Source organism: Pseudomonas sp. C27(2019), assembly GCF_008807395.1.
Taxonomy (GTDB): Bacteria; Pseudomonadota; Gammaproteobacteria; order Pseudomonadales; family Pseudomonadaceae; genus Denitrificimonas.
On record NZ_CP043320.1, the window covers coordinates 533,535 to 551,614 of the forward strand.

At 45.0% G+C, this 18,080-nt stretch carries 13 protein-coding genes and 2 tRNA genes; 14 read left to right on the plus strand and 1 reads right to left on the minus strand.

Annotation, left to right across the window (positions count from 1 at the left end):
• Positions 1-81: 81 nt before the first annotated feature.
• Positions 82-1,014: a ketoacyl-ACP synthase III gene (locus tag FXF61_RS02535; protein ID WP_151183797.1), complete on the plus strand. Its 933-nt coding sequence runs from the start codon at positions 82-84 to the stop codon at positions 1,012-1,014.
• Between the two features lie 372 nt (positions 1,015-1,386).
• Entirely contained in the window at positions 1,387-2,334 is a 948-nt protein-coding gene (gene rlmF, locus FXF61_RS02540; RefSeq protein ID WP_151183798.1) for a 23S rRNA (adenine(1618)-N(6))-methyltransferase RlmF, read from the plus strand.
• Positions 2,335-2,478: 144 nt separating this feature from the next.
• On the opposite strand, the gene rdgC is transcribed toward rlmF, so the two are convergent.
• A complete protein-coding gene (gene rdgC / locus FXF61_RS02545) occupies positions 2,479-3,399 on the minus strand; it encodes a recombination-associated protein RdgC (RefSeq protein WP_151183799.1) in 921 nt (306 codons plus the stop codon).
• 456 nt (positions 3,400-3,855) lie between these two features.
• On the opposite strand from rdgC, the gene FXF61_RS02550 reads away from it, so the two are divergent.
• The 12 genes from FXF61_RS02550 (at position 3,856) to FXF61_RS02605 (ending at position 18,021) form a co-directional block, all read left to right on the plus strand.
• Positions 3,856-3,931, plus strand: a tRNA-Val gene (locus FXF61_RS02550).
• 18 nt (positions 3,932-3,949) lie between these two features.
• Positions 3,950-4,026, plus strand: a tRNA-Asp gene (locus FXF61_RS02555).
• 441 nt (positions 4,027-4,467) lie between these two features.
• Positions 4,468-6,894 (plus strand): EcoAI/FtnUII family type I restriction enzme subunit R, encoded by a 2,427-nt coding sequence (hsdR, locus tag FXF61_RS02560; protein ID WP_218571851.1) that lies wholly within the window; start codon positions 4,468-4,470, stop codon positions 6,892-6,894.
• Positions 6,895-6,975: 81 nt separating this feature from the next.
• Positions 6,976-8,451: an N-6 DNA methylase gene (locus FXF61_RS02565; RefSeq protein WP_151183801.1), complete on the plus strand. Its 1,476-nt coding sequence runs from the start codon at positions 6,976-6,978 to the stop codon at positions 8,449-8,451.
• Positions 8,452-8,453: 2 nt separating this feature from the next.
• A complete protein-coding gene (locus FXF61_RS02570; RefSeq protein ID WP_151183802.1) occupies positions 8,454-10,211 on the plus strand; it encodes a restriction endonuclease subunit S in 1,758 nt (585 codons plus the stop codon).
• Between the two features lie 115 nt (positions 10,212-10,326).
• Positions 10,327-10,680 (plus strand): hypothetical protein, encoded by a 354-nt coding sequence (locus tag FXF61_RS02575; RefSeq protein WP_218571833.1) that lies wholly within the window; start codon positions 10,327-10,329, stop codon positions 10,678-10,680.
• Positions 10,681-10,831: 151 nt separating this feature from the next.
• Positions 10,832-11,353: a hypothetical protein gene (locus FXF61_RS02580; protein ID WP_151183803.1), complete on the plus strand. Its 522-nt coding sequence runs from the start codon at positions 10,832-10,834 to the stop codon at positions 11,351-11,353.
• Between the two features lie 119 nt (positions 11,354-11,472).
• Positions 11,473-14,595, plus strand: coding sequence for an SNF2-related protein (locus tag FXF61_RS02585; RefSeq protein ID WP_151183804.1), 3,123 nt, complete (start codon positions 11,473-11,475; stop codon positions 14,593-14,595).
• A 6-nt stretch (positions 14,596-14,601) separates the two neighbouring features.
• Entirely contained in the window at positions 14,602-16,311 is a 1,710-nt protein-coding gene (locus FXF61_RS02590; RefSeq protein WP_151183805.1) for a hypothetical protein, read from the plus strand.
• 75 nt (positions 16,312-16,386) lie between these two features.
• Positions 16,387-16,932 (plus strand): hypothetical protein, encoded by a 546-nt coding sequence (locus FXF61_RS02595; protein ID WP_151183806.1) that lies wholly within the window; start codon positions 16,387-16,389, stop codon positions 16,930-16,932.
• Entirely contained in the window at positions 16,929-17,270 is a 342-nt protein-coding gene (locus FXF61_RS02600; protein WP_151183807.1) for a hypothetical protein, read from the plus strand. Before FXF61_RS02595 ends, FXF61_RS02600 begins: the two co-directional genes overlap by 4 nt.
• A complete protein-coding gene (locus tag FXF61_RS02605) occupies positions 17,260-18,021 on the plus strand; it encodes a hypothetical protein (RefSeq protein ID WP_151183808.1) in 762 nt (253 codons plus the stop codon). The genes FXF61_RS02600 and FXF61_RS02605 overlap by 11 nt, the downstream gene beginning before the upstream one ends.
• Positions 18,022-18,080 lie beyond the last annotated feature (59 nt).

Consider the following 18,080-nt stretch of genomic DNA (forward strand, 5'->3'; position numbering starts at 1 on the left):
TCTTTTTACTTATCAGTGACTCTCAAGTCGAGTGCTGAGCTGGCGGTCATCTAAGACGGCTTTTAACGTGGAAGATGCACGATGATTGGCATACGCAGTATTGCAAGTTATATCCCCGAGGGAAGAATTGATAACATCGCACAAGCGCAGAGCTTTGGCCGCGATGAAGAATTTGTACACAATAAGCTCGGCACAACGACTTTGTCTGTGAAGGGCGACGATGAAGAAACCTCGGATTTGTGTGTGCGTGCTGTGCAGAATTTGCTCGCTAAAAGCGCTGATTTAAAGCTTGAAGATGTTCAGGCGCTGGTGGTTGTGACGCAAAATGGTGATGCTGAAGGGCTGCCGCATACGTCGGCAATTGTTCAACATAAGTTGGGTCTGTCGACTCACGCAGCTTGTTTTGATGTGTCGCTCGGATGTTCGGGCTATGTGTATGGCTTGTATGTGCTCAAGGGCTTTATGCAGGCGGCGGGCCTGAAAAATGCTATTTTAGTCACCGCAGATCCTTACTCAAAAATCATGGATCGCTCTGATCGGATGACCACATTGCTATTTGGTGATGCAGCCACTGCAACTTGGATGGCTGAAGATCCGGTGTGGGAGTTGGGGCCGTCACGCTTTGGCGGTGATGGCGCTGGTGCTGAGTATTTAGCGGTGAAAGAAGGCTGTTTTCATATGAATGGCCGTCAAGTGTTTAACTTTGCCAGTTTAAAAATCATTCCACATATGCAGGAAGTGTTGGATGATCTGCATATGAGCATGGATGATGTCGATGCATTTTGTGTACATCAGGGTAGTGGTGCAATTGTTGATGCGATTGCTAAGCGTCTCGGCGATAATGGCAGCAAAGTGATTAAAGATATGTTTGGTGCGGGTAATACGGTGTCGTCATCGATTCCAATGTTGCTTGAGCATTATGGCTTTAATGATCAGTGGCGTAATGTACTGTTGTCGGGCTTTGGTGTGGGCTTATCTTGGGGTTCGGCGTTGCTCGTGCGTCCAGAAAGCTAATCTTCTGTATTGCTTGCACCCTAAATCGCGGGCACAAATGCCCGCCCAGGGCGCGATATATTGCAGCATTTATGCACAGCACCAACCGCTGCGAACGCAAAATCGGGCGGACACTCGTTGCCCGCGGGAATATCGTCAACAATGAAGCCTTTGCGATTCGTGGGCATAAATGCCCACCCTACCGTTTATCACGGCTTGCGGTTAAATACGCAAGATGATTTAAAAACACCCGTATATCTATAATCGCGGGCATACATGTCCGCCCTTCCGTTCGGTTTACAGATTCAAACTCAATTTAAAGTAGGCCGCTGTAGAGCCTTCTTTGCTTGCTGGTATACTGCGTTTTTATAGCACCAGTAAGGATTCTTGTTTATGAACACACCATCAGCGCGCGCATTGTTGCATCCGCGTAACCGCCATCAGGGCCGTTATGACTTTGCTGCACTGATTGCTGTTGAGCCGCGCTTAAAGGCTTTCGTGATCATTAATCCTTATGGCAAAGAAAGTATCGACTTTGCCAACCCTGCCGCGGTGCGGGTGTTTAACGCAGCATTATTAAAGCAATTGTATGGCATTAAAAACTGGCGCATTCCTGAAGGTTATTTGTGCCCGCCGGTGCCGGGGCGTGCGGATTATATTCATGGTTTGGCTGATCTGTTAAGTACTGATGGGCAAGGTGAGATTCCGCGTGGCGCTGATTTTACTGTGTTAGATGTGGGGACAGGCGCGAATTGTATCTATCCATTATTAGGTCATCATGATTATGGTTGGCGCTTTATTGCAAGTGATATTGATCCTAAAGCATTGGCCAGCGCCGCTGAAACACTGTCAGCGAATGATTTAGATAAGATGATTGAGCTGCGCTTGCAGGCAGATAAGTCTGCTTTTTTCAAGGGCATCTTGCGCGCTGATGAGCGGGTGATCTGTACCCTGTGTAACCCACCCTTTCATAGCAGTGCTAGCGAGGCGGCCAGTGGTAGTCAGCGCAAATGGCGCAATCTAGGTAAACAAGCGCCGCAGCGCCAGTTACCGGCATTGAATTTTGGTGGCAAAAGTAACGAGTTATGGTGTAAAGGCGGTGAGCTAACTTTTGTACGCAATATGATCAAAGAGAGTAAGGATTACGCTGAGCAGGTGCTGTGGTTTACCACGCTAGTATCAAAGTCTGCGCATATTCGTTTATTGCAGCGTGTCTTAAAGCAAGTAGGCGCTATGGATGTGCGGGTCTGCAGTATGGCGCAAGGGCAGAAACAAAGTCGCTTTTTAGCCTGGACCTTTCATACAGCTGAGCAGCGGCAAGCTTGGCTGCTAAAGGTTTAGAGGGCTTTGCTTTGATTCAAATGATCAGCAGCAATCATTGAGCAAGTTTAGCGCCTGACGTGCCTCGCTAATGCTGCTCAATCACCCTAACTCGATTGCGGAGCTGCGCCATCCATGGCTACGCTGGCATAGTAGCGGTAAGCATTAAATCCCTTGTGGGATTTCTTCACCACCTAGAGCTTCGATAAGTTCTGGAATAAACTCAACGAAAGTCATCATCATCAGAATAAAACTAGCATCAAACTGGCTGGCTGCATCATCGCCACCGTCTTCTTCGGCTTGATCCAAGAGTAAATCTTCAAAGCGAAGACGCTTGATGGTGAGTTTGTCATCGATCAAAAAGCTTAGCTTGTCTTGCCACGCCAAAGTCAGCTGGGTGACTAACTTGCCTGCGGCTAAATGCATTTGCACTTCTTCGCTGGCCAAGTCTTCGCGCTTGATACGGATAATGCCACCATCTTCGGCACTGTCGCGCAATTCACACTCATTGGTTAAGACTAAGCCGTTGCTGGCTTGGTGCTGCTTAACCCACTCAGTAAAGGTTGCAGTGGGCGCTGCTTTAACGGCGATCGGGCGTACAGGCAAGCTGCCTAGCACTTCGCGCAAGGTCGAGAGCAGCTCTTCCGCGCGTTTCGTGCTGGCAGTGTCGACTAGAATTAAGTCTTGCGCCGGTGCGATAGCTGCAAATGTTTTGGAGCGGCGAATAAATGCGCGCGGCAGCAGCGCTTGCGTGACTTCATCTTTAATTTGATCACGCTCTTTTTTGTAAACCTTACGGCCTTCAGCTGCTTCGATTTCATCGGTTTTTTCTTTGACGGCATCACGCACGACGCTGCCTGGCAAAATGCGCTCTTCAGTGCGCGCGCAAATAAGTAAGAAACCTTGGCCGCTGTGTACCAATGGTGCGTCTTCATTTTTGCCAAAGGGCGCAACAAAGCCGTAGGTTGAAAGTGTTTGACTGCCGCAGGGCAGTGCAGGCTTAGCGGCCAGTGCAGTTTCTAAGGCGTCAGCTGTTAAAGGTGTGTCTGATGTTAAACGGTACATCAGCAGGTTACGAAACCACATAAAAACTCCAAATATAATGTGAGGACAATGAGCTCAGCGTTTTGATGGCAAGTGCAGACGCTTCTTGCTTGGTATGGCTGAGTATAAATATGCTGTATATAATATCAGTGATTGTTTGTAAGGTGCAGACTCTTAATCTAAAAATAAGAACTGTAGCAATGAACGTTTGTAGGTTTTTAGCAGTGGATAGTTCATTAGCAGCTGCGCAGTATAGTGTCTTTGCCAATAAAGCCGCAGGGAAAAGTAGCCTGTCAGCCATCTCGGTGTTTTGCTGATGACTGGGCTATCGGCAATGATGTTGGTGCCATCTGTGTTGAATCCTTGGCAAAGTTGAGCTGAACACACGTGAATATCGGCGGTTTTGCTAAGTCATTGGATTAATTATAAGAATAAACCTATTTAGAGCTTGCCAAGAGTGGTTTTGACCTCTAATATACGCACCACTTCGAGAGACATGGGTGATTAGCTCAGCTGGGAGAGCATCTGCCTTACAAGCAGAGGGTCGGCGGTTCGATCCCGTCATCACCCACCATAATCTTTCAAGAATTGCGCAGTGGTAGTTCAGTTGGTTAGAATACCGGCCTGTCACGCCGGGGGTCGCGGGTTCGAGTCCCGTCCACTGCGCCATATTACGAAAACCCGTTAAGTAGTTGATACTTAACGGGTTTTTTCGTTTCTGGGTAGCAAAAACCCTGTCTTTTTCCTAAATTATCTATGCGTATTCTTGCTGTGACCCTTTCTGTGACCAGTTTTGCGTCACGGATGATTGATTTGAATCTTTTATGATCGACATGGTTCGTGCTTGATTTATTTTTGGTGGTTTTAAGATTGCTTTCAGCTCGTTGAGCTTGTGCGCGAGGTACCTTAAAGCTGGGTAGTCAGTCACGGCGTGCCGATAGTCATTATGAAGCGTCAGTCATCAAAACTATATTAGTTAGCTGGTTTGGATTAGTGCTTTCTTATTGTGCAGATCAGTGCAGTAGCCAGCTGTTATAGTAATGTGGCTCTTACATGTTAAAGTGCCACTCATTAACAACGCTAGACAGGAAGCCCAACGCCATGGCAGGTATCGACAAGTCCAAACTCACCGAAGCTGACATCATCAGTAAATTCATTCTCCCTGCCATTAAAAAATCAGGCTGGGATGATATGACGCAGATTCGTGAAGAAGTGAAACTGCGCGATGGTAAGGTGGTTGTGCGTGGTCAAATGGCTGCGCGGCAGACAGTTAAATCAGCCGATATTGTCCTCTACCATAAGCCCAATTTACCGCTTGCCGTGATTGAAGCGAAAGCGAATAAGCACGAAATAGGCAAGGGCATGCAGCAGGCGTTGGATTATGCCAGCTTGCTTGAAGTGCCTTTTGTCTTTGCTTCTAATGGCGATGGTTTTATTTTTCATGACAAAACCAATACCCAGCACATCGAAACTGAGATTGCTCTAGCGGACTTTCCATCACCCGCTTATCTATGGGGTAAGTACTGCCAGTGGAAAGGCTATACGCAGGCACAGCTGCCCATCATCACTCAGGATTATCACGATGATGGCAGCGGTAAAATGCCCCGTTACTACCAGCTGCAAGCCATTAATAAAACCATTGAAGCCATATCGAGCGGCCAAGATCGCATTCTGTTAGTGATGGCTACTGGTACAGGCAAAACCTACACGGCGTTTCAAATCATCTGGCGCTTGTGGAAAGCGCGAAATAAAAAGCGCATTTTGTTTTTAGCCGACCGCAACATTTTGGTTGATCAAACTCGTATTAATGACTTCCAGCCGTTTGGCACAGCGATGACCAAGATCGAAGGCCGTAAAGTTGATCCAGCCTTTGAAATTCACCTCGGCTTATACCAAGCCTTAACCGGTCCAGAAGAATCGCAGAAAGCCTTTAAACAAGTTGGGCCTGACTTCTTTGATTTGATTGTGATTGATGAGTGTCACCGTGGCAGTGCCGCAGAAGACAGCTCTTGGCGTGAGATTTTGGAATACTTCAGTAGTGCCACCCAAGTGGGCTTAACCGCCACGCCGAAAGAAACCGAAGATGTGTCCAATTCGGATTACTTTGGCGATCCAATTTATACTTACACCTTAAAGCAAGGTATTGAGGATGGCTTTTTAGCACCTTACAAAGTGGTGCGTGTGGACTTGGATATTGACCTGCAAGGCTGGCGTCCGACCAAAGGGCAGACTGATAAGCATGGCGAGCTGATCGATGACCGTATCTACAACCAAAAAGACTTTGACCGCACTCTAGTAATTGATGAGCGCACTGAGTTGGTGGCAAAAACCATCAGCAGCTACCTGCAGCGCACCGATCCAATGGCCAAGACCATCGTATTCTGTAATGACATTGACCATGCCGAGCGTATGCGTCGTGCTCTGATTAATTGCAATCCAGAGCAGATGCAGAAAAACGATAAATATGTGATGAAAATCACCGGTGATGATGAGCTCGGCAAAGCGCAGCTGGATAACTTTATTAATCCTAAGCGTGCTTATCCTGTGATTGCCACCACCTCTGAGTTGATGAGCACTGGTGTCGATGCGCAAACCTGCAAGCTGATTGTGCTGGACCAAAACATCAAGTCGATGACCAAGTTTAAGCAAATCATTGGTCGCGGTACGCGTATCAATGAAAAGTACAGCAAGCTTTGGTTTACCATTCTCGACTTTAAAAAAGCTACCGAGTTATTTGCTGACGAGCGTTTCGATGGGATTCCAGAGCGCATCATGACAGTTAGGTCAGGACAGATTAACGAAGGTGGTGATGAGCTCGAAGAAATCATCAACGGTGAGACGGATGAAGAGCTGGATACCACGGCTGGCGAAGAGCAAGCTGAAGAGGCGGGTGATTACGTTAAGCCAACAGGTGAAGGTGAGAATGGTCCCTTTGGCGGCGGCGAGGGTGGTGAGTCCGCTAAAAAATACTACGTCAAAGGTGTGCCTGTGCAAATAGTGGCGCAGCGAGTGCAGTATTATGATGCAGACGGCAAGCTGGTGACTGAATCATTCCAGGATTACACCCGTAAAACCTTCACCAAGCAGTTTGCCAGTTTGGATGATTTTACTAAGCGTTGGCATGAAGCGGATCGCAAGCAAACGATTATCGATGAGCTGGCCAATGCCGGTATTATTTGGCAAGCGCTGCAGGACGAAGTGGGTCAAGATATGGATCCTTTCGACCTGATCTGTCATGTGGTTTATGATCAACCACCTTTGACCCGTCGTGAACGTGCCAATCAGGTTAAAAAGCGCAACTACTTTACCAAGTATTCAGAGACGGCGCAGACCGTGCTCAATGCCTTGCTGGATAAGTACGCTGATGCAGGTGTGGAAGAAATCGAAAGTCTTAACGTGCTGAAAGTGCAGCCACTGGATCAGCTGGGCACGCCCATGGAGATCGTTAAGCAGGGTTTTGGTACCAAGCAAGACTACCAGCAGGCCGTGAGTGAGTTGGAGGCTGAGATTTACTGGTTGCCACCCAAGCAAGCTTAAGCAAGCACGCCGGGTTTTATGTATTCAAGCCCCGTATTGGGGCTTACTTTATTTGAAACACCCATTTAAAAGAGAAACAGCATGTCGATCAGTTCCGTTATCAAATCTATTCAAGATATCATGCGCCAAGACGCCGGCGTGGATGGTGATGCTCAGCGATTAGGACAATTATCTTGGCTGCTGTTTCTTAAAGTGTTTGATGCGCAAGAAGAAGCGCTTGAGTTTGAGCAAGATCACTACACTGCACCCATTCCAGAAAAGTACCTTTGGCGCAATTGGGCTGCTGATGCTGAAGGCATGACCGGTGATGAGTTACTGAGCTTTATCAATGATCAACTGTTTACTGATCTAAAAAATCTTGTTGCGCCCATTGATACCAACCCGCGTGGCTTTGTGGTGCGTCAAGGTTTGAGCGATGCCTACAACTATATGAAAAACGGCACCTTGTTACGCCAAGTGATTAATAAACTCAATGAAATCGACTTTACCCGTTCCGGTGAGCGTCACTTGTTTGGTGATATCTATGAGCAGTTGCTGCGTGATTTACAAAGTGCTGGTAATGCCGGTGAGTTCTATACCCCGCGTGCGGTAACACGTTTTATTGTCGATCGTGTTGATCCCAAGCTGGGCGAGCGCATTATGGATCCGGCCTGTGGTACCGGTGGCTTTTTAACCTGCTCGTTTGATCATGTTAAAAACAACTATGTGAAAACCGCTGAAGATCATAAAACCCTGCAGCAACAGATTTTAGGCTTTGAGAAAAAGCAGCTGCCGCATTTGCTCTGCACCACCAATATGATGCTGCACGGTATAGAAGTGCCGGTGCAAATCCGCCATGACAACACGCTCAGTAAGCCTTTATCCAGTTGGGATAGCGATATTGATGTGATCATCACCAACCCACCTTTTGGTGGCACTGAAGAGCAGGGCATTGAGAAGAATTTCCCAGCTGACCTGCAAACCCGTGAAACCGCCGATTTGTTTTTACAGCTGATTATTGAGCTGCTGGCTGATCAAGGCCGCGCTGCTGTGGTTTTACCAGACGGCACTTTATTCGGTGAAGGTGTAAAGACCAAGCTGAAAAAGATGCTCACCGAAGAGTGTAATCTGCACACCATTATTCGTTTACCCAATGGCGTGTTTAACCCTTACACCGGCATTAAAACCAACCTGTTGTTTTTCACTAAAGGCCAGCCCACCCGCGATATTTGGTTTTATGAGCACCCGTACCCTGCAGGCGTGAAGAACTACAGCAAAACAAGACCGATGAAGTTTGAAGAGTTTCAAGCAGAAATTGATTGGTGGGGTAGTGAAGCCGATGGCTTTGCCAGCCGCGTTGAAAATGAGCAGGCGTGGAAGGTCAGTATTGAGGATGTAATTGCCCGCAACTTCAACCTTGATATTAAAAACCCGCACCAAGGTGAAGTGATTAACCACGATCCGGATGAGTTACTTGCCAGCTATGCCCAGCAACAGCAGAGCATCAGTCAGTTACGTGATCAGCTCAAAGATATTTTGAGTGCTGCGCTCGCAGATAACACGGCGCAGGGCGAATAATCATGAGCAAGGTAGAACAACTGATTACTGAGCATATTGATATTTGGACCAGTGCAATTTTAGCAAAGTCCACGGCGGGGCGTGGTAGCAGTAAAAGGTATGAGCTGTATGGAATTAAAAAGCTGCGTGAGTTGATTTTAGAGTTGGCGGTGCGTGGCAAGCTGGTGCCGCAAGACATTAATGATGAGCCTGCTTCGGTGTTGCTTGAAAGAATAGCTGCAGAAAAAGCTAAGCTGATTAAAGAAGGCAAAGTAAAGAAAAGTAAACCACTGCCTGAAGTTGGTGAAGATGAAAAACCTTTTGAGCTACCGCAGGGGTGGGAGTGGTGTCGGCTGCAAGATGTTGGATACGATTGGGGACAAAAAAAGCCAGATAGCAGCTTTACTTACATTGATGTTGGGTCAATAAATAAAGAACTTGGTTTGATTGGAGAGGCTTCAGTATTAAATGCAGAGGAAGCGCCGTCACGAGCGAGAAAATTAGTTAAAAAAGGAACAGTGATTTACTCAACAGTCCGGCCTTATTTATTGAATATTGCGGTTGTCGATCAAGAGTTTGTGCCTGAGCCAATAGCAAGTACTGCATTCGCTATCATTCATCCACTAAAAGGAATGTGTAGTAGCTTTATATATCGATACTTAAGGTCTCCTAGTTTTGTAAGTTATGTCGAGAGCTGCCAGACAGGGGTAGCTTACCCTGCTATCAATGATAAGCAGTTTTTTATGGGCTTAATTCCGGTTCCTCCTGCGAATGAGCAACAACGCATTGTCGCTAAAGTCGATGAGCTTATGCTGCTCTGCGACCAACTCGAGCAGCAAACTGAAACCAGCATTGATGCTCACGCTACCTTGGTCGAAGTCCTATTAGCAACCCTAACCGATAGCGCTAACGCCAACGAGATGGCGCAAAACTGGGCTAGAGTGTCTGAGCACTTTGCTACGCTGTTCACCTCGGAACAAAGCATCGAAGCACTCAAACAAACCCTACTGCAGTTAGCTGTGATGGGTAAGCTGGTACCGCAAGATCCAGACGATGAACCTGCAGCAGTATTGCTGGAAAAAATAGCAGCTGAAAAAGCGCAGTTAATCAAAGATAAAAAGATTAAGCCGCAGAAGCTATTACCGCCGATTGCTGAAGAAGAGCAGTTGTTTGATTTGCCGCCAGGATGGGAATGGTGCAGGCTAGATGATATCTGTAACGGTATAACTTCTGGATCTACGCCACCTAAAAGCTTCTTTAGTGAAGATAAAGGTGTGCCGTATTTGAAGGTTTATAATATAAAAAATCAGCAAATTGATTTTGAGTATAAATCACAGTTTGTTGAAGAAAATTATCACGCTTCAACATTAAAACGATCACTACTTATTCCTGGGGATGTAGTGATGAATATTGTTGGTCCGCCTCTTGGTAAAATAGCTATTATTCCTAGCACTTACCCTGAGTGGAACTGTAATCAAGCTATTGTTATATTTCGTCCGATTGTTTCAGAACTCAATAAGTATATTTATACATACTTAATCTCAGGTATGTTTCTTGATAAAATTGAACTCATAGGAACAGCAGGACAAGATAATATTTCAGTAACAAAAAGTCGCTCAATTTTATTACCTACTCCTCCTATTTTAGAGCAACATCGTATTGTTGCTAAGGTTGATGAGTTAATGAAAATCTGCGACCAGTTGAAAGCTAACCTACAGCAGTCACAAGAAACCCAAGTCCAGCTCACTGATGCGCTCGTCGATCAGGCGCTTGTGCAGTGAGTATTTGCATATATAGGTAAGAATAGGGCGGCAGCCGCTATACAGTTAATTAACCACTGGCTACCGTACACTGGCATTTTAGTGACAATCATTAAATTAAAAAGGGATGAACAGTATGAAAAAGTTAGCAGCAGTCGCAGTACTTTTCTTATGTGGAGCAGGTATCGCTCAAGCAGACAGTTACTACCATGGCCAGCCCGGTACGACCTATAACAATATTGGCAGCACCACGATCGGCTCTGATGGTACCAGCTACAACAATATCGGTAATCATACCTACGGCTCTGACGGCAGCTCATCCAACCGTATCGGCAACACCACAATCCATTCAAACGGCACATCGTCCACGCAAGTCGGCAATACCATGCTCAACTCAAACGGCACAACCGTGCATCGAATCGGTAACACCACCATCGGCACAGGCGGTACAACATGCACCCGCGTTGGTAATTCTACGATTTGTAACTGATATAGCAGTATCGTAATTAATGGTGCTGCAGAATTTATATTTAACAATGCGTCTGCGTTGCCTTATCTAATAGGCCTGATTCGACAGGCAATGAGTGCTAAGTGATTTTAGATAATAATAGTGATTTCCCGTTTTTAGAAGGATTCAGAAGATGGAAAAATCTATAGAAATGCTGTGGAAATTGTATTTGAAAGATGACCCTGATCTTAAGGGAGCAAAGCTAAGGTTAGCTTCTAGAGCTAAATTGGCTAAGCCATGGGTTACAGGTGTAGCAAGTCCGCAAGGTACAACCACTATGTTATCAAACGTTGAAATACATAAGGCATGGACTAATCCTCACGCTCTGAACATTGCACGTAAGACTATAGAAAGTAATCCGAAGTTTACACTCAGAGAACTTTCTCATTCTATGCTCTCCCAGGTGCAGCAAAAAGTTACAAGCAACCCTTATGTATGGTGGATTTATGAAAGCTCTTCACCCAAAAGACGAGCTGTCCATGAAGACGCAACTGGCGTGACATTTATTAAGCTTGATGGAAAATGGCAGCTTGTCTATCCATGTCAAGCACTAGGTGTATTAGTTGGAAGGCAGGGAGCTGGGTATTATGAAGACATACCAAGAAATGCTTACTTTGTTTTGTGTGAAAATGAAGCTGCTGCTCGTAAGCATTAATTTACTTTTTCAAAAATAATTTAAAGGTAGCCTGAATTTATTTCAGCGCCTTACTTATGATCTTGAGCTGTTATAAAAGATACTAACCTTTAAGTTATACATGGAGTTGAAGTAATACGATGAATGAGTTTGCACCTGGCGCGCGCGTCCGCTTAAAAGACAATCCCCAACGCACTGGCATTGTCGGGCAAGACACTGAAGGCAGTGGTCGTCGCTTGCGTTTACAGGTGGTCTTGTTTGATGGCACTGAAGATCACTTTCCACCGAGTGCTCTTGAACTCGTTAATCAAGACAGTACAAGTCCAACCGCGTGCTTTAAATCTGGACGTTATGCGCTGGTCAACAATCTACGCTCTACCATTACCTACAACAGGCTTAGCGGCCGTCTTGCCAACTTAATTTATAGTTTAAATACGACAAACACTGATTTTTATGCACATCAGTTTAAGCCTGTTCTGCAGTTTCTTGATTCTCCCAACAACAGCATTCTCATCGCAGATGAAGTTGGTTTGGGTAAAACAATTGAAGCTGGTCTTATCTGGACTGAATTGCGCGCGAGGGTTGATGCAAGACGTCTTTTAGTATTGTGCCCAGCGGTACTGCGCAATAAGTGGCGTGAGGAGTTATTGCACCGCTTTGATGTTAAAGCAGAGATTGTGGATGCTAATGAATTGCTTGATCGTTTTGAGAGTGTCCAAAGCAAGCCCAATCAAGAGTTTGCCTTGATCGCGAGTATGCAAGGGCTCAGGCCTCCGCAAGATTATGAGTCCTTAGATAATCAGCGTAGTTCAGCAAAGCTGGCGCGTTTTTTAGAAAATGCTGTGCAAAGTGATAGTCATTTAATGGATTTGCTCATTATTGATGAAGCCCATTATTTACGTAACGAAGGCACCAAAACTAATAAGCTTGGCCAGTTGCTGAGAGAGCATGCGGCAAGCCTAGTGTTATTGTCTGCCACGCCTATACAGCTAGGTGAAACAGATTTGTTTAACTTGCTGCGGCTATTAGATGAATCTATTTTTCCAGACCCGTATTTATTCCAGCTCAGTATGAGTGTAACGCGGCCTATTGTGCAGCTTCGTGACACAGTGTTGCAGGGCTTAGCTACACGTAAAAGCTTTTGTGAGGCGATAGAAGAAGCTTTGGCTAATGATTTTTTGAGTGAAAGTAAACAGCTTGCCGCTTTTTTGAAAAAACCACCTTCCAATACAGATTTAAAAGATCCTGCCAAGCGTTCAGAGATTGCTAACAGGCTGGATAAAGTGCATCCACTTAGTAAGCTGGTCACTCGAACATTAAAGCGTGATGTGCAGGAAAATAGGGTCTTACGCGCACCGTCTGATTTTCGAGCGCCGTTAAATGAAATTGAAACACGCTTTTATAATGATGTGACACACGAAGTGCGTGACTACTGTGAAAAAAATGGATTATTAGCAGGCTTTATTTTAACCATGCCGCAACGACAAATGGTGAGTTCGATGCCAGCGGCCTGTCGAGCTTGGCAAGAAAAAATAAAGACGGGGCAGATTTCAGGCTTGAGTGAAACTTTAAGTGAAATCACTGACGAGCTAGATGATGCTCCAATTGTAGAGCCCTCAGCTTTAAACAGTATGATCGAAAATCTTGTATCAATTGCGCAAGAGGCTGGAGGCTACGAAAAGCTTAAGGAGTTTGACAGCAAGTACACAATTCTTGCTGATAATCTACGCAAGTATTCGTTGACCCATGCGGGTGAAAAAGTTGTTCTGTTTTCCTTCTTTAGACATACCTTGGGCTATTTGCATGAGCGTTTAACTGCTGATGGTTTTAGCTGCATTGTTTTACAAGGTGGTAGTGATAAGAAGAAAACACTTGATGCCTTTAGTGCAGTGGATGGGCCGCAGATATTGTTATCGTCTGAAGTTGGTTCTGAAGGTATCGACTTACAGTTTTCTTCACTACTGATTAATTATGATTTGCCGTGGAATCCAATGCGTATTGAGCAAAGGATTGGCCGTATTGATCGCCTAGGCCAGAAGGCAGATAAGATCTTAATTTGGAACTTGATGTACGCCAATACGATTGATGAGCGTATTTACGATCGATTGTTGGATCGTTTGGATATTTTTAAGCAAGCCTTCGGGAGTATGGAAGACGTCTTAGGCGGCGAAATTCAAAAAATGACCCGAGATTTATTTCGTCATCAGCTCACACCTGATGAGGAGTTGCGACGCATTGAACAAAGTACTTTGGCCTTAGAGGCTGTCCAGCAAAAACAACAGGAGCTTGAAACAAGAGCGCCTGACCTTGTGGCCCACGGTGACTTTATTATCAATAAAGTGCGTGCTGCTAAAGAGCTTGGGCGCTACATTCAATCTGAAGACCTTTATGCTTATGTAACTGATTATATTTGCTCAGAGTTTCAAGGCACGCGTTTGGTGCAACATGATAGCGCTTTGCAACAATATGACCTTGAACTGTCTATTGATTTGCGTATTCAGTTAGCTGACTTTATTCAAAAAAATAATTTACAGCAGCAGACAGGCTTATTAACAGGCCGCCCATTACCCATCGTTTTTGAAAACGCCTATCAAGGACATACAGACGAATATGAGAGGATCCACCAAGAGCATCCCTTGGTTCGTTTCGTAACAGAGCAGCTAAGTAAGCCTCAGCATGCTCAGAAAAGGTATCCCGTCAGCGCTGTACAACTCAATTCAGACGATTTTGATAAAGGTATGTATGTTTTCTTAGTCTCGCGCTGGAGCTTCTCCGGAGCTGAAACTCAAGAGAGGCTGGTATATACCGTTCAAAATTTAGATGCGCAAGCGCCTATCGAAGATGATGTAGCAGAGAAGCTAGTTAATATGGCAGCAATAAATGGTACGGACTGGACAGCTGCGGGTAACTTAGTCGATAAAGAGCGTGTTGTTGATGTGTTTTTTGACTGCAAGGATCTTATTCAAGACCGCTTTAAAGATATTGAACAGTCGATGCTCAATGAGAATAATGATCGTGTGAACTTGATGATAAAAATTATTGTTGAACGCAATAATTTAGAAATAAAAAAACAGCACGTCCGTATTAATGATGCTCGCACCTCAGGCAATGAAAATAAGATACGATTGATACCTGCAGTACAGGGAAAAATAAAAAAAATGAAACAGCGAGTCGAGCAACGGATAGCAGAACTGCAGCATAAAAAAAAGCTGGAAGCTGCCAACCATTTTGTAACCGCAGGTGTTATTTGGGTTGGGGATTAAATTATTATGAAATTAGCAGGGCTGTTAAAAGATGCTTTTGAGAAAGCAGGTGTTGCTTTACCTGAGAAGCCAGTTGCAAAGAAGCCTCAGGCTAAATCTACGCCAAATAATAAAACGCATAAATCTGCAAAAGCAAAGAGACCTGTTGCTCCCAAGCAGGCTCATCGTAATAAGCCATTCAAAAATCAATTCTTAGGCTATACACACCCGGCTGCGGACAATACTGTTCAAAAGCAACGGCAAGCTCAACAGATATTAGCTGCTCAATTAGCTCCAGAAGAAGAAGACAGAATCATTGCTAAAGATGATGCGCGCTTCACTTGGCAGTACTCAAACGACATTACAAATCAGTTACTCACTTGGCCACAGTCAGGTATACAAACCTGCTTAGGGCGCACTGCAGATGAGAAGTTTTTATCGTTAGGTTTGGATTTTGGTACGTCAACATTAAAAGCTGTGATTACTGATAATGAACGGCAGTTAAGCTATGCGGTGCCTTTTAGAAATGCGCCAAGTGTTAATAGATACTTATTACCGTGCAGCGTTTATTATTCTGATAATAAATACAGCCAGATAAGTGATGGCTTAGCGTATCAAGATCTTAAGTTATCCTTGCTTGAAAACCCTTCCGACACAGCATTGCAATCGCACGTAATTGCTTTTTTAGCACTGGCTTTGCAGAGTATTCGTGCTTGGCTATTGAGTGAGCACGGTAAAACTTACTCTGGAGTAGTTATCTGGGATTTGGCAATTGGTTTGCCCATTGCTCACTCTACTGATGACGCAATAGCTGCTTTATTTGAAAAAATTGCAACTGCAGCTTGGATATCTTCCACAGCAGAGGAAATAAGTCATAGTACAGTTTCTTCAGCGTTAGCTCGTGCTACTCAATTACATGGTGGCTCAGCAATTGAGTCAGATAACGAAGATATCGAAGTTAGAGTACAGCCTGAGATTGCTGCGCAAATTAATGGTTTTGTCAGCTCTGAAGCATACGACCCAAATGCAAAAAACATCTTCCTTATGGTTGATATTGGAGCGGGTACCTTAGATGCTTCAATTTTTCGAATCGAAAGGCCTAAGGGTAAAAGTAAAGATAAAATCATTTTATTCAAGACAACCGTTGAGCCACATGGTGTGATGAATCTGCATAAAAAGCGTATGAGCTGGTTAGCTTCAACGCTTAAAAGCACTAGTCCCGACAGAACCGACTTACTTGAAGATGTTGAGAAGTCAAAAGCGATTACTGATAGCGCTGCTAGATTACCCAGTAACATGCAGGGGTATTTTGAACATGTGAAAATTAAGTGCAAGGGTATGGGTGTTGATTATGATTTTTACGCCCAAGTAAAAGCTCAAGTAGCCAGTGAAACTTACCACCAAACGCTAAAAGATCGATTATTAAGTGCTGGTGAAATGCGTATGCCGATGTTTCTTTGCGGCGGAGGTTCGCGTTTAGAATTTTATAGCAGGCTGAATAAGTATATGCATGAGTGGCCAGGCTTTAGTTGGTTTGGTGTGACCCCGCGAAAACTTCAAATGCCTCGAGGGTTACAAGCTTCAGGATTGAAAAGAAATGATTATGATCGCCTTTCTGTTGCCTATGGACTCAGCAAACTGAAACTGGATCGCGTGATTATTAATATTGATCCGCTTCCTGTAGAGGTTGTTGCTACTGATCACGCAGCCCGGTTTGTTGATAGTTCGCAGTTGTAGCCGTGGCGTATTTGTTAAAATATGCAGCTTCTGATATTTCGTAGGGAAGCTTTACTGTTAATTTAAGGAAATCTGATGGAACACCGAGAACTGTCTCTGATAAGTAAGCTGGATAATGGCTTAGTCAAAGGCCTTTGTATCATGCTGGGATGGCTTAAATACTTGGGTCTCTGGCTGCTAGGTCTAGTTATGCTAGTCGCTTCATTCTTGATGATCTTCGAATATGGCGAAGGTTTGGCTGATATCTCTTGGCATGAATGGGGCTTTTTGTTGTTACTGTCTTTGTTGTTATGGAGGCATGTTAGCTACTGTCAGTATTTCTCAATCGGGTTATGGAATGGGCTATCGCGTTTGTTGATCGCTCAAGGGCTGCTGGGAGTATTACTTTTTTTTGGTATTGGCCTTCTAATGGCCATATTGGTGTTAGGTGAGTATTTCGATGACTCTGACCTCACCTTTGGTCAAGAGAACCCATTCGTAAAGCTTGTGGAATATGGCCTTATTTTGCTGGCGGTTTACTTGGCCGCACCGGTATCTAAAAAACCACGCTCTGTAAAGCAAGCCGCACCTGCTCAGGTAGAACCTGATATACCCACTGTTACTGATGAGATCGTCCAATGAAGCTGCATACCTTGATAGTTGTCTTTTTTTTGAGTGTCTTGTCGAGCACCATAGTACAGGCCGACGAAGATCCCAAGCATCTTATCCAAAGCTGCCAAGAGCTGGTCGGTATCTACAGTAAACGTGATGAGAAACACTTAGTTGCTGGGCTAACAACTTCACTTTCTGAAGCATTGCGTGCTGGCTACTGTAGGGGAGTGGTTGAAGAATATCGCCGACACTATTCGCGCTGTGCTGGTGACTGGCTCACTCAGGCGCATGCTATTGCAAATCAGCAACTGTCGTTAGATAAGCCCACCTCTGTTCAAAATGTATTAAGAGTTTCCTGTGGAATCTAAAACAAATAACTGGCCAGAACTCTCCCACGTACTTGAAGCCTTGTTGTGCCCACCACTCAGCAAGCCGCTATCTCGTCATGGTGCTTTGCGTAACAGTCTTAATACGCTAGCTAATGCGCTTTGCCCATCGGAAAAAGATGCTGTAAATGGCGGGCGTAAAATCTCTAGAAGCAAACCATGTCTTATTAGTTTGTATTGGCAACAGCTTGAGCTCAGTCATCACACTGATGGCCGGACAAGTGTGCGTATTGATCCTGATGATAAGACTTTGCTATGGAACGCTATTCTGCTTCAGGGTGTGTTCGGTGAGCCTAAGGTTGTTGTCGATATTTTAACTGACCCAGCCAAGCGCACCGAATACACTGAATGGGCACGTACATTGTTTCTTGAGCGTCAGTCGGTAGTCGGGTTGGGATTGCTGCGGCAGGAACTATTTGGTTTTCTTCAACAATTACCTGTAGCTGATCTCAAGACTGAGCGCTTACCCAATCCGTTTGCTGATGTGTTGCCACAGATGGGTATGGGGCCACATAGGGGCAATCTATTGAAGACATTAGCAGCGCAAACTGCTGCGCTGTCGATGGGTGACAGCATGATGACTCATTATCTGAATGACGATCTTGAAGAGGCATACAAGGCTGCTTGCGCAGTCAATACAGATAACCCGTTTCTTTTAAAATACCGCGATCGGATACAAGCAGAGTTCAAAGAAGCCAAGGAATTTGACGATCTACTCGATTTACTTCGCTAAAGCACTTGGCTGTGGAATCCACAGAGTGACACTGGCTCCGTAATCACTTAGGAGCCAAA

Bases quoted from the DNA above. Each gene is read 5' to 3' on its own strand.
- FXF61_RS02595 (WP_151183806.1), top strand. From the start codon at position 16,387: ATGGAACACCGAGAACTGTCTCTGATAAGTAAGCTGGATAATGGCTTA.
- FXF61_RS02575 (WP_218571833.1), top strand. From the start codon at position 10,327: ATGAAAAAGTTAGCAGCAGTCGCAGTACTTTTCTTATGTGGAGCAGGT.
- rlmF (WP_151183798.1), top strand. From the start codon at position 1,387: ATGAACACACCATCAGCGCGCGCATTGTTGCATCCGCGTAACCGCCAT.
- FXF61_RS02580 (WP_151183803.1), top strand. From the start codon at position 10,832: ATGGAAAAATCTATAGAAATGCTGTGGAAATTGTATTTGAAAGATGAC.
- FXF61_RS02585 (WP_151183804.1), top strand. From the start codon at position 11,473: ATGAATGAGTTTGCACCTGGCGCGCGCGTCCGCTTAAAAGACAATCCC.
- FXF61_RS02565 (WP_151183801.1), top strand. From the start codon at position 6,976: ATGTCGATCAGTTCCGTTATCAAATCTATTCAAGATATCATGCGCCAA.
- FXF61_RS02600 (WP_151183807.1), top strand. From the start codon at position 16,929: ATGAAGCTGCATACCTTGATAGTTGTCTTTTTTTTGAGTGTCTTGTCG.
- FXF61_RS02570 (WP_151183802.1), top strand. From the start codon at position 8,454: ATGAGCAAGGTAGAACAACTGATTACTGAGCATATTGATATTTGGACC.
- FXF61_RS02535 (WP_151183797.1), top strand. From the start codon at position 82: ATGATTGGCATACGCAGTATTGCAAGTTATATCCCCGAGGGAAGAATT.
- rdgC (WP_151183799.1), bottom strand. From the start codon at position 3,399: ATGTGGTTTCGTAACCTGCTGATGTACCGTTTAACATCAGACACACCT.
- FXF61_RS02590 (WP_151183805.1), top strand. From the start codon at position 14,602: ATGAAATTAGCAGGGCTGTTAAAAGATGCTTTTGAGAAAGCAGGTGTT.